12 protein-coding genes and 1 pseudogene are annotated in these 11340 nt (G+C 65.4%); 9 read left to right on the forward strand and 4 right to left on the reverse strand.

The window, feature by feature from the left end:
• The 6 genes and pseudogenes from RI841_RS10075 to RI841_RS10100 form a co-directional block, all read left to right on the forward strand.
• Positions 1-134 (forward strand): annotated as a pseudogene (locus RI841_RS10075) (VOC family protein); the annotation flags it as partial.
• Positions 135-386: 252 nt separating this feature from the next.
• Positions 387-749, forward strand: coding sequence for an N-acetyltransferase (locus RI841_RS10080; protein ID WP_310705474.1), 363 nt, complete (start codon positions 387-389; stop codon positions 747-749).
• Positions 750-832: 83 nt separating this feature from the next.
• The gene (locus RI841_RS10085; protein ID WP_310705475.1) at positions 833-1294 is read left to right on the forward strand and encodes a YchJ family protein; all 462 of its coding nucleotides are present in this window, start codon (positions 833-835) and stop codon (positions 1292-1294) included.
• A 292-nt stretch (positions 1295-1586) separates the two neighbouring features.
• Complete coding sequence (locus RI841_RS10090; RefSeq protein WP_310705476.1) at positions 1587-4325, forward strand: HAD-IC family P-type ATPase; 2739 nt, start codon at positions 1587-1589, stop codon at positions 4323-4325.
• A gap of 167 nt (positions 4326-4492) precedes the next feature.
• Entirely contained in the window at positions 4493-4726 is a 234-nt protein-coding gene (locus RI841_RS10095; protein WP_310705477.1) for a VOC family protein, read from the forward strand.
• 86 nt (positions 4727-4812) lie between these two features.
• Positions 4813-5259, forward strand: a complete 447-nt coding sequence (locus tag RI841_RS10100; RefSeq protein WP_310705478.1) for a DUF6789 family protein — start codon at positions 4813-4815, stop codon at positions 5257-5259.
• A 47-nt stretch (positions 5260-5306) separates the two neighbouring features.
• On the opposite strand, the gene RI841_RS10105 is transcribed toward RI841_RS10100, so the two are convergent.
• Positions 5307-7058 (reverse strand): sensor domain-containing phosphodiesterase, encoded by a 1752-nt coding sequence (locus RI841_RS10105; protein WP_310705479.1) that lies wholly within the window; start codon positions 7056-7058, stop codon positions 5307-5309.
• 265 nt (positions 7059-7323) lie between these two features.
• On the opposite strand from RI841_RS10105, the gene RI841_RS10110 reads away from it, so the two are divergent.
• Both RI841_RS10110 and RI841_RS10115 read left to right on the forward strand, forming a co-directional pair.
• Complete coding sequence (locus tag RI841_RS10110; protein WP_310705480.1) at positions 7324-8079, forward strand: TIGR01458 family HAD-type hydrolase; 756 nt, start codon at positions 7324-7326, stop codon at positions 8077-8079.
• 238 nt (positions 8080-8317) lie between these two features.
• Positions 8318-8656, forward strand: a complete 339-nt coding sequence (locus RI841_RS10115; RefSeq protein ID WP_310705481.1) for a thioredoxin family protein — start codon at positions 8318-8320, stop codon at positions 8654-8656.
• 101 nt (positions 8657-8757) lie between these two features.
• Here the strand turns inward: RI841_RS10115 and RI841_RS10120 are convergent, their stop codons facing one another.
• The 3 genes from RI841_RS10120 to RI841_RS10130 all read right to left on the reverse strand — a co-directional run bounded on the left by RI841_RS10120 (position 8758) and on the right by RI841_RS10130 (position 10512).
• The gene (locus RI841_RS10120; RefSeq protein WP_310705482.1) at positions 8758-9756 is read right to left on the reverse strand and encodes an NADP-dependent oxidoreductase; all 999 of its coding nucleotides are present in this window, start codon (positions 9754-9756) and stop codon (positions 8758-8760) included.
• Between the two features lie 141 nt (positions 9757-9897).
• On the reverse strand, positions 9898-10209 hold the full coding sequence (locus RI841_RS10125; protein ID WP_310705483.1) for a hypothetical protein: 312 nt from the start codon (positions 10207-10209) through the stop codon (positions 9898-9900).
• Positions 10210-10341: 132 nt separating this feature from the next.
• The gene (locus RI841_RS10130) at positions 10342-10512 is read right to left on the reverse strand and encodes a hypothetical protein (protein ID WP_310705484.1); all 171 of its coding nucleotides are present in this window, start codon (positions 10510-10512) and stop codon (positions 10342-10344) included.
• 134 nt (positions 10513-10646) lie between these two features.
• On the opposite strand from RI841_RS10130, the gene RI841_RS10135 reads away from it, so the two are divergent.
• On the forward strand, positions 10647-11261 hold the full coding sequence (locus tag RI841_RS10135; RefSeq protein WP_310705485.1) for a LysE family transporter: 615 nt from the start codon (positions 10647-10649) through the stop codon (positions 11259-11261).
• Positions 11262-11340: the final 79 nt, after the last annotated feature.

An 11340-nucleotide genomic window follows, 5' to 3' on the forward strand; every position in this document is an offset into this window, starting at 1 on the left:
TCGTGAAGCCGGCCAGCCGGGCAGAGTGGGGCGGGTATTCCGGCTATTTCGCCGACCCCGACGGCCACCTCTGGGAGGTGGTGCACAACCCGGGATTTCCCATCGATGCCGGGGGCAACACATTGCTCGGTTGAACACTTGCGGCGACGAATTCGGCATTCCCCCACGGCAACCATCTCCGTTGCGCGCTCCAATGGCGTCCTCGAAGACTGCCTGCAAGGAACAAGGATCATGAACACGCCACGTCATCCCACCATCCGTCCCGAGACGCCTGATGACGCTGATGTCATCGAGGCCGTCACCGTCTCTGCCTTCCGCGAGGCGCCACATACCAGCCATTCCGAGCAGCATATCGTGAGGGGGTTGCGTGAGGCAGGGCGCTGGCCGTGTCGCTGGTCGCCGAGTGCGACGGTGAGGTGGTGGGCCATGTAGCGGCGTCTCCGGTGTCGCTTTCGGATGGCACGCCGGAGTGGTACGGGCTGGGGCCGGTATCGGTGCTGCCGGCGTGGCAGGGCCGGGGCATCAGCTCGGCGCTGGTGCAGGCCTGTCTGGCGCGATTACGGGAGCGCAGTGCCCGGGGCTGTGTGCTGGTGGGCGAGCCCGGCTACTACCAGCGCTTCGGCTTCCGCTCCCTGTCGGGGCTCATCCTGCCCGACGTACCGCCGAAATATGTCATGGCCCTCTGTTGGACCGACGAACGGCCCCAGGCGCGGGTGGGCTTCCATTCGGCTTTCGCGGCAACGTCCTGATCATCAGGGCCTGAGCGGGGAACCGGCTTGCTCTTGCGACAACGGGTACCCTATAGGGGTAAGGCCCACCACACGAGGTTTGCATGACACAGCCCGCCTCCACTTCTTGCCCCTGCGGCAGCGGCCGTCCGCTCGCCAGTTGCTGCGGGTGCTATCACGCCGGCGAGCCGGCCCCGACCCCTGAGGCGCTGATGCGCTCGCGCTACAGCGCCTTCGTGCTCGATCTGGCCGACTATCTGCTGGCGACTTGGCACCCGAGTACCCGGCCAGCGAGCCTGGCGCCGGACCCCGCGACCGTCTGGAAGCGTCTCGAGGTGCTCGAGAGCGGCGAGGAGGACGAGCGGGGGCGGGTGCATTTCCGCGCCACCTTCCGCGAGGGGCGGCGTTGGTCGGTGCTGGAGGAGTCGTCGCGCTTCGTGCGCGAGGCGGGGCGTTGGTTCTATCTCGATGGCAACCCCGCCGTCCACCGCCTCAAGCCCGGCCGCAACGCGCCCTGCCCGTGCGGCAGCGGGCGCAAGTTCAAGGCCTGCTGCGGGCTGGCGTAATCGGGGCAGTTGCCCCGCAGCCAGGATAGGTAGCGTCTCAGGAATGGCAGCGCACTCCCTCCCGAGGCACAGCGTCCCGAAGCCTGATATGGTGCCCCGCAGGGGGCAAGTTGCGGCCCAAGATGACATCGTGGAGGGAGGAGCCTCTCCCGTCGCATGACTGTTCATCCTGCAACGCAACCGAGGAGGAGGCATTGCTGGTGCGATTTACGCCGCTCAATCCGATAGACCGCTCGTCAGTCTTTACGGGCTCTGGTACGACTATCGATAATTTGACGCGATACTCCTACCGATGATGGATCCTGACTGGCATTCGCTTCCTCTCAAGGACGTTTTCGATCGATTGCGTACCACGCCGCAGGGTCTGTCCACTGCTGATGCGAAGAGTCAGCTGAGGGAGACGGGGCCGAACGTTATCGAACGCACGGCCGGCCCACCCTGGTACCAGATACTGCTGCATCAACTGGCCGATCCGATCGTTTACGTGCTGCTCGGTGCCGGTCTTCTCGCCATCCTGATCGGCAAGGTCGCGGACAGCTTCGTGATCCTGGCCGTTGTTGTGCTCAACACCATCATTGGCTTCGTGCAGGAAATGCGCGCCAGCCAGGCGATCGCCGCCCTGAGCCGCATGGTGCCACAGAGCGCCACCGTGCTGCGCGATGGCAATCCCACCACGATACTGGCACATGAAGTGGTGCCGGGGGATGTGCTCCAGTTGCAGGCGGGTGATCAGGTCGCTGCCGACATGCGCCTGTTCGAGGTGAACGGACTGCAAGTCGATGAATCGCCGCTGACGGGAGAGTCACTGCCGGTCGACAAGCAGGAAACCGCAGTGGAAAGCGAGGCGGTGATCGGTGATCGCCTGTCGATGGCCTTCGGCGGAACCCTGGTCACTGCAGGCACAGCGGATGGCGTGGTCGTTGCCACCGGCGCAGCCAGTGAACTCGGTCGGATCTCCCGACTGCTGAGCGAGACTACCGAGTTGCAGACACCGCTGACGCGGCGCCTCGCCCGACTCGCCAGGGTAATCACGCTGGCGATCCTCGTTGTCGCTGCCTTGATTTTCCTGGTCGGCATGTGGCGCGACAATCCTTTCCTCGACAGCGCGCTGGCGGCGATCACGCTCGCCGTCGCCTCGATTCCCGAGGGGCTGCCCGCCGTCATTACCATTGCCTCGGCGATCGGCGTGCAACGCATGGCACGACGCCAGGCGATTATCCGTCACCTGCCCGCCGTCGAGACCCTCGGCAGTACCACGGTGATCTGCACCGACAAGACCGGTACCCTGACGCGCAACGAGATGACGGTCGAGACCCTGTGGGTTCCGGAGGGAGAGATCGAGCTGTCAGGGGTAGGCTATGCGCCCGAGGGAGAGTTGTATCGGGATGGCCAGACACTCGATCCATTGCCGGAGGATATCCAGCAATTGCTCATCGCGGGCGTACTCTGTAACGATGCGCAACTTACGTCCGAGGGCGGACGCTGGAGCATTGTGGGCGATCCTACCGAGGGTGCCCTCATTGTCGCCGCGTACAAGGCGGCACTCGACGCAGACAGGTTGCGGCAAACCTTCCCGCGCAACGATGAAATCCCGTTCAGCTCAGAGAGCCAGTTCATGGCGACGCTGCACGAAACCCCCGTGCATCCAGCCACGGTCTACGTGAAAGGTGCCCCGGAAGTGATCGCGAAGATGTCACCGGCATTCTTCGATGGCCAGCCAATGTCGATCGAGGCCGTTCACGAGGCCGCACACGAGCTCGCCGGCCGAGGGATGCGCGTGCTGGCCATGGCCATGGCGACACCCGCAAGCGATACGGAACTGGAGGCTTTATCCTGGCAGCACGAGCTGCGCTTTCTCGGACTGGTCGGCATGACCGATCCACCCCGTGAGGAAGCCGTCAAGGCGGTCAGAAGCTGCCAGCAGGCGGGAATCATCGTCAAGATGGTTACCGGCGATCACGCCGAAACTGCCCGCGCGATCGGCAGGAGTATCGGTTTGCTGGATTGCGCCGATATCGGTGACGAGGTGGTGACGGGAAGGCAGATCGAAGCGGCATCCGATGACGAACTGATTACGCTGTCAAGCTCCACCAACGTGTTCGCGCGCGTGGCGCCGGAGCACAAGTTACGGCTGGTCAAGGCCCTGCAGGCCGACGGCCAGGTCGTGGCCATGACCGGCGATGGCGTCAACGACGCGCCGGCCCTCAAGCGCGCGGAGATCGGGGTTGCCATGGGGATCAATGGCACAGCGGTTGCCAGGGAAGCGGCCGACATCGTCCTCGCGGACGACAATTTCGCCACGATCAGCGCGGCGGTCGAGGAGGGCAGGCGTGTCTATGATAATCTCGCCAAGTCCCTGGCGTTCATTTTGCCCACCAGCCTGGGGCAGTCGATGATCATCCTGGTTGCCGTGCTCTTCTTTCCGATTACCGACGGCCATCTGCTGATGCCGATCGAGCCGGTGCAGATTCTCTGGGTGAATCTGGTCGTCGCCATCGCGCTGGCCCTGCCCCTGGCCCTGGAAGCCCGGGAACCGGAACTGATGCAGCGTCCGCCACGGCCCCCGAACGAGCCGTTGCTGAGTACTTTCCTGGTATTGCGCACCTTCCTGGTCGGCGCGCTGATGACCGCCGGCGCGGTATGGCTGTTCTTCCGCGAGTACCATGCCGACCTGCTGGCGGGTGTCTCGACGGATCAGGCGCGCAGCGCAGCACAAACGGCGGCCGTCACCACCATCATCCTGTTTCAGATGCTGTACCTGCTCAATTGTCGTTCGCTCACCCAGACCTTCTGGCGCATCGGTCTGTTTAGCAACCGGTGGGTCTATATCGGCATATTCGCGACCCTGGGCCTGCAATTGGCCTTTGTCTACCTGGCGCCTTTCAATCGTCTGTTTCATACGCGGCCGCTGGATGCGGCGGATTGGGTCATGTCGGCGGCCGTGGCGCTAGGGGGATTCCTTGTTATATCAATGGAGAAGTGGTTCTGGCGCCGGAAGGAGAGCAGCAGCAAGGCACAGGAGCATGTCTGATGTTCTTCGCAGACAAATTCTTCCCGGGGAAATGTGGAACACGGGGAAATAAGGGACCAACTCTGAGGGGGCCGCTTGGGGCCAACCCGCCATCCCTCACCGAGAAGCCCACTTAAAGAGTCGGCTGTCCACTTAACCGGGTCAACTCCAGCCGGAGGGTAATCGCGGTGGAACAGCGCATCAGTCTGATCACCCTGGCCCATAACGTGCACTCCGAGACCGAGGTGGATGCCGTGCTGAGCGAGGCCGAGCGTGCCGGCGGGCGGGTCGTGAAGCCGGCCAGCCGGGCAGAGTGGGGCGGGTATTCCGGCTATTTCGCCGATCCCGACGGCCACCTCTGGGAGGTGGCCCACAACCCGGGCTTCCCCATCGATGCCGAGGGCAATACCCGGCTTGGCTGATCGAGGCTTGCCGGGCGCCTGGCCATGTGCATCGTCTCCGATGGCGTGACTACACTGAAAGACACAGCCACCGCAGGGAGGACGCCATGAGCACTCGCCTGTTACGAGGGTTGATGGCCGGGTTCGCGGCCACCCTGGTCATCTCCTTGATCCTGATTCTGCGCCTGGCGGCGGGCATCATTCCCTGGTACGACCCCATCGAGGTCATGAACCTGGCCGCTCAGGACCTGCTCGGCGCGCCGGACAGCCGGATGCTCGCCTGGGGTATCCATTTCGTGGTGGGCACGGTGATCTGGGGGCTGCTGTTCGCGCTGCTGGTCCCCTATCTCCCGGGCCGCACCCCCACCCGTAGGGGCCTGGAGTTCGGCGTGGGCAGCTGGCTGGTGGTGATGGTCACGGTCTTTCCCCTGGCAGGCTCCGGCCTGTTCGGCCTGGGCTTCGGCCTGGTGGCACCGCTGTCCATGCTGATCGCCCATCTCATCTTCGGCGCGGTGATCGGGGCCGTCTACGGCTGGGGGAAAGGCGTGGTCTAGTCCCGGGCGCGTCGGCAACCGGGGGGCGCTGACTCAGCCGAGTCGTGTTACGCCTGCCCGGCAAGCCAGGCCTCGAAGGCGCTGGGCAGCAGCGGTTTCGCGAGCAGGAAACCCTGCACTTCGTTGCAGCCCAGCGTATCCAGGCAGGCGAGGGCGGTCTCGCTTTCCACGCCTTCGGCGACGACGCGGTAACCCAGGGCATGGGCCATGCCGATCATCGAACTGACCAGTGTCCGGGTCCGCGCATCCTCGCCCAGGTGGGTGATGAAGCATCGGTCGATCTTGACGATATTCGCCGGGATCTCGTGCAGGTAGGAGAGGCTGCTGTAGCCGGTGCCGAAGTCGTCGATGGCGATCCGGATGCCCGCCGCGATCAGGGCGTGGAGCTGGGAGGCCGCCGCCTGTCCCTTGCCGATCAGGGCGCTCTCGGTCACTTCCAGTTCGATAGCGTCGGCGGGCAGGCGAGCCTGGTGGAGTTCCGCGAGTACCCGCTCGGCGAAGTCGGTTTCCTCCAGGTTGGTCGCCGAGACATTGATCGAGATACGCAGCTGCTTCCCCTGCTCGTGCCAGTGCGCCGCCTGGCGGACCGCTCGGCGCACCACCCAGGCCGTCAGCGACCGCGCCATGGGAGTGTTCTCGATCAGCGGAATGAATTCCGCCGGCGAGACTTCGCCCAGAACGGGATGCCGCCAGCGGAGCAGGGCTTCGGCCCCCTGGCAGGCGCCGGTCGCCACGCAGACGCGGGGCTGGAAGACCAGATAGAACTCATCGTCCCTCTCCAGGGCCCGGTCGACATCGGAGAGCAGCATGCTGCGACGTTGGAAGCGCTCGTCCAGCTCCGTGGAGAAGACGCCGGCATCCTTTCCCATCTGGCGCGCGTCCAGGCTGGCCGCATGGGCACTGCGCAGGATATCGGATGCCGTCGTTTCGCCCAGCCGGAAGGAGGCGATGCCCACCACCGGCCGTACCAGCACGGGGACTTGGCGAGCCGACTCGAGTGCCATCAGGTGCTCACGCAGGCTCAACGCATGGTCGATCAGGCCGGCATCGCTGTCCGCGGCCATGAGGTGCACGAACTGGCAGCTGCCGAGGTAGTAGAGCTGCGAGTCGTGGCCGATGGCTTGCTGAAGGCACTGGGCGGATACCCGGGTCAGCTCATCGAGGAAGGCGGGTCCCATGGTGCGGTGCAGGGCGCTCAGCTGGCTGGCCTCGACCACCTCGGTGAAGAGGGCGGCCCGCCGCTCGTCGGGTGCATCCAGGGCCAGGTCCTGCAGATCCTCGTCGAACTGGCCGCGATTCGCCATGCCCGTCAGGGGATCGACCCTGCCGAAGGCGTGCTGCAGTTCGATCTGAGCCATGACCATGGCGGCGAGGTCGACCAGGGCCGCCCTTTCCTGCTCGGTGACCTCACGGGGCGCCTGCCCCAGGACACACATGGCCCCCAGCGTATGGCCTTCCCGGGTGGTCAGCGGCGCACCGGCATAGAAGCGGATGCCCGTGCGGGCCAGGTGGCTGTCGCGATAGCAGCTCGAGGCCAGCAGGTCGGGAATGACGACCACCTCGGCGGAGGCGGAAACATCGGCACAGGGCGCCTTCTCGCGGGGGATCTCACGGTGGTCGACCCCCACCCTCGACTTGAACCACTGGCGATCGGCATCCGTCAGCGATACCGCGGCGATCGGCAGGTCGAAGAGCTGGCTGGCCATTCGAGTGAGGCGATCGAAGCTCTCGCTGGGTGGGGTATCGAGGAGGTTGAGTTGCTCAAGCGCGTAAAGGCGTGCCTGTTCGGCGTTTTTCATCGACGTAGAACGGCTTCATGGTGAACGATGTTAGCAAATTACCATCGGGAAAGCGGGATCCCTAATGAATCCGCACTATCAGCCTCCCAAAAGCCTGGCGCGACGGCGGGGAGCGATTACCAGCGAACCACCACGCGGTTGCTGCCCTCACGCTTGGCCTGGTCGTGGGTGGCCGCCGCCCTGAACGGCTGACAGCGTGATGCCAGGCTGATCCAGCCCCCAGCGTCTAGGCTTGCGAGAGGAACGTGCCATGTAGGACGCGACCATGCTCAAGGCAGTACTGCTCGATATCAGTGGCGTGTTGACGGAGGATGGCGAGGCCCTGCCGGGCGCCGTGGAAGCGGTGGCGCGGCTTCAGGCGAGCGGGTTGGCACTGCGCTTTCTCACCAACACCTCGCGCAGGACCTCGGCGGCGGTCTGCGAGGAACTGCAGCGGCTGGACTTCGCCGTGGAGCCGGAGCAGGTGTTTACCGCCCCGGGGGCGATCCGGCGCTACCTTGAGCGCCATCGGCTCTGCCCCTACCTGCTGATCCACGAGCGGCTCGAGCCGGAATTCGCCGACCTGCCCCGGGGAGAGCCCAACGCCGTGGTGCTCGGCGATGCCGAGCAGCGCCTGGACTATGCCCACCTCGACGAGGCCTTCCGGCTGCTGCTGGACGGGGCGCCGCTGCTCGCCGTGGGCACCAATCGCTACTTCCGTCAGTCGGGGACGCTGCACCTGGATGCGGGGCCCTTCGTGCGTGCCCTGGAGTACGCCGCCGGCGTCGAGGCGCGGGTGCTGGGCAAGCCCGCGGGCAACTTCTTCCGTGCCGTGCTCGAGGAGGCCGGGGTGGCGCCCGACGAGGCGCTGATGGTGGGCGATGACGTGGAGTGCGACGTGGCCGCCGCCATAGCGGTCGGCCTGCAGGCGTGCCTGGTGCGCTCCGGGAAGTATCGCCCGGGCGACGAGGCGCAGGCGCCCGAGGCACGCTGCGAGGCCAGCCTGGCTGACCTGGTCGAGGCGTTGCTGGCAACCCGATAGTCGCGGGCGTGATCACCGACATCCCATCCTGCCGTCTGGCGTCCGCCCGCACGGCGCCATATGCTGGAGCTTCTCACCGGGCCAGCGCGGCGGCAGTGCTGGCGCTTGGCGTGACGCAGTGGCTGCTCGGCAAGTAGGCGTGGGATGCGACGCCGGCGTCGAGGGACAGGCCATGATGGATGCCGACTGGCAGGGGCGCTGTGGGCCTCCAGTCACATAGGCTTTTCGAGGGAATGACATGATCCCCATCGCGGAAGAACAGCAACTCGATGCCGCCCTGGCTTCTCACCCCGCGGTGCTGGTGCTGTATGGCGGCCGGACATGTGGTGTGTGCCAGGCGATCAAGCCTCAGCTCGAAGCCATGCTGGCCGGTGAGTTTACCGAGATGGCTGCCTGCTACGTGGATTGCCAGGGCGAGGGATCGGCGATCTGTGCGCAGCAACGCGTGTTCTCGCTGCCGGTGGTGCAGCTGTGGTTCGAGGGGCAGCCGTTCGATGAGTTCGTGCGGGTCTTCTCTATCGGCGAGGTGCGACGTGCCATCCAGCGCCCCTATGCGGCGCTGTTCGACCAAGCGTGATCGGGCAGGCCGCTGGCACCGTCGTGTCGTCGGGGGGAGGCACTGGTGGGTGCGCTGGCGGGCCAGCGCACCCAGTGCGCGGGGACATCAAGCGGCTTGCATCAGAGCCTGACCAGCATCTTGCCGCGGTTGGCGCCCTCGAACAGCTTGAGGAAGGCATCCGGGGTGCGCTCTAGGCCCTCCTCCACGGTCTCCTCATAGTCGAGCTGGCCGCTTTCGACCTGCGGGCCGACCTCCTCGAGGAACTGCGGGTAATGCGCCCAGTGGTCGAAGACGATGAAGCCTTCCATGCGGGCACGGCGAATCAGGATCATCGCCAGGTTGCCCGGGCCGGCACTCGGCGTGTCCTCGTTGTAGCGAGCAATCATGCCGCATACGGCGATGCGCGCGCCGACCCTGAGGGTGTTCAGCGCCGCCTCCAGGCAAGTGCCGCCGACGTTCTCGTAGTAGACGTCGAAGCCTTCGGGGCAGGCGTCCTGCAGCACCTCGGTGAGCTGAGCGGCATCCTTGTCGCGGTAGCTCACCGCCTTGATGCCGTGGGATTCCAGCCACTCGAGCTTCTCGGGCGCCCCGGCGATGCCCACCACGGTCCCGCCCTTGGCCTTGGCCAGCTGCACGGCCAGCGAGCCCACGGCGCCGGCCGCGCCGCTGACCAGCACATTGTCACCTTCCTTCATCTCGGTGATGCGGTTGAGGCCGGTCCAGGCGGTCATGCCCGGCATGCCGAGCACGCCCAGGTAGGCCTGTTCCGGTACTTCGTAGGTGGGCAGCGGCTCCACCTGGTTGCCTGGCAGCTGGGCGATATCCCGCCAACCGCCCATGTGGCGCACCTTCGTGCCCACCGGAAAGTTCGCATCGCGGGACTCGATCACCTCGCCGATGGCCGCGCCTTCCAGGGGCGCGTTCAGCTCGAAGGGATCGATGTAGGTCTTCACACCGCTCATGCGGCCGCGCATGTAGGGGTCCACCGAGAGCCAAGTGTTGTGGATGCGCACTTCGCCCTCGGCAAGCGAGGGCAGTTCCTGCTCATGCAGCGCGAACAGCTCGCGTGCCGGCGTGCCCTGCGGATAATCGTTGATGGTGAAGTAGCGGGATTGCATCGTGCAGTTCCTTCGCTTCGGTGAGTAGACGACCAGTCTAATGAAAGGGTGGTGGACAGGCCAACCTGTGAACGAAAACACCCCATCCGACCCGGGGTCGAATGGGGTGTGGTGACTGCACTGGCAGGTACGGTCACGGCCTCAACGGTGAGGCTCTTCCTCGAACAGCTCCGCCTTGGCATCACGCATGACATCTTCGCAGGCGGCCTGATGGGCGAGCTGGGTGAGCAGGCTCTGGCTGAGGGCAAAGCCCTTCTCCAGGCAGGTGTCGACTTCCTCACGGCTCACTTCGGGAGTGACGTTGCAGTCAATCTTGATCGTTCTTCCACCACCGTCCAGTTTGTCGGCGAATTCCCGAAAGTGCCAGGCGATTCGCTCCTTCCAGCTGGCTGATTCTTCCACGCCCTCGTTTACGCTAAACGTGCACTGCCACTCCGGTTTGTAGACCTTCATGCGAACCTCCCGTGCTGGCTTGAAAGAATGATCGATCGTGTTTTCTGCTCCGTATCTGTAGATGTTGCATCTACCATCATACAGGCTTTCGCTTGACTGACCATCGGTGGCGTCCTGGGGGGCGCCGGCAGCTCACTCGAGCCGGACTTCGCCCAGCACGCCGGTCAGTCGCTCCAGCACCTCGCCGCTGTGCCGCCAGAAGTGCCAGTAGAGCGGCACGGCAAGCGAGTGCTCGCCGGCGCGCTCGAAGCCGCCGCACTCGACCACCGTGGCCAGCGCCTGGAGCAGCTTGTAGTCCAGCATGGGCCCTCCGTGTCGATAAGGGGAGTTGTCGAAGTATAAGCAGAACTGATGCGATATTAGCAGGATGATTTTTCGATATGTCGTGACGTCGCTATGCTGGCCGCACTCGATGGGGGCCATGACAGGGAAAACGCATGCTGGAGAGCTATCTGACCGGGCTTGTCGTGTGCGGCGGGATCATCGTTGCCATCGGCGCGCAGAACGCCTATGTGCTGGGAGTGGCCGTGCGGCGGGAGCACCACTGGTGGTCTGCCGGGCTGTGCATGAGTACCGACGTGCTGCTGCTGGTCGCCGGGATGTTCGGGGTCAGTGCGGTGTTGCTGAGCATGCCCAGCGCCATCGAGGCGCTGAGCTGGCTGGGGGTGGTGTTCCTCGCCTGGCTGGCGGCGCAGGCCTTCCATCGCGCCGCCACCGGCCGACAGGGGCTGGCCGGCGGCGCTCGGGGCGGGCGCAGCCGCCGGGGCGTGCTGCTCGCCACCCTCGCGGTCACGTTGCTCAACCCCCAGGTGTACCTCGATACCCTGCTGCTGATCCCGGCCATCGGTGCCCAGCAGCAGAGTATGACTACCTTCGTGGCAGGCGCCGTCACCGCCTCGATCCTCTGGTTCAGCCTGCTGGCCTGGGGCGGCTCGGCGCTCTCGCCCTGGCTCTCCCGGCCCCTGGCCTGGCGGGCGATCGACGCCACCATCGGCGTCATGATGGCGGTCATCGCCGTGCATCTGGCCGGGGGAACCGGCCTCGCGGCATGACGCCGCCTGCTGGCTGAGGGAGGCGCTGTGTTTCTTGGCCTGGAAGCGAGGCCAAGGCGATCACTCTTCGTCAGTCGAC

This window comes from Halomonas sp. (assembly GCF_031581305.1).
Classification (GTDB): Bacteria; Pseudomonadota; Gammaproteobacteria; order Pseudomonadales; family Halomonadaceae; genus Halomonas.

What these genes read in the sequence shown, in the direction of transcription:
- RI841_RS10135 (WP_310705485.1), top strand. Translation starts at nt 10,647, where the DNA reads ATGCTGGAGAGCTATCTGACCGGGCTTGTCGTGTGCGGCGGGATCATC.
- RI841_RS10130 (WP_310705484.1), bottom strand. Translation starts at nt 10,512, where the DNA reads ATGCTGGACTACAAGCTGCTCCAGGCGCTGGCCACGGTGGTCGAGTGC.
- RI841_RS10100 (WP_310705478.1), top strand. Translation starts at nt 4,813, where the DNA reads ATGAGCACTCGCCTGTTACGAGGGTTGATGGCCGGGTTCGCGGCCACC.
- RI841_RS10115 (WP_310705481.1), top strand. Translation starts at nt 8,318, where the DNA reads ATGATCCCCATCGCGGAAGAACAGCAACTCGATGCCGCCCTGGCTTCT.
- RI841_RS10085 (WP_310705475.1), top strand. Translation starts at nt 833, where the DNA reads ATGACACAGCCCGCCTCCACTTCTTGCCCCTGCGGCAGCGGCCGTCCG.
- RI841_RS10120 (WP_310705482.1), bottom strand. Translation starts at nt 9,756, where the DNA reads ATGCAATCCCGCTACTTCACCATCAACGATTATCCGCAGGGCACGCCG.
- RI841_RS10105 (WP_310705479.1), bottom strand. Translation starts at nt 7,058, where the DNA reads ATGAAAAACGCCGAACAGGCACGCCTTTACGCGCTTGAGCAACTCAAC.
- RI841_RS10125 (WP_310705483.1), bottom strand. Translation starts at nt 10,209, where the DNA reads ATGAAGGTCTACAAACCGGAGTGGCAGTGCACGTTTAGCGTAAACGAG.
- RI841_RS10090 (WP_310705476.1), top strand. Translation starts at nt 1,587, where the DNA reads ATGATGGATCCTGACTGGCATTCGCTTCCTCTCAAGGACGTTTTCGAT.
- RI841_RS10110 (WP_310705480.1), top strand. Translation starts at nt 7,324, where the DNA reads ATGCTCAAGGCAGTACTGCTCGATATCAGTGGCGTGTTGACGGAGGAT.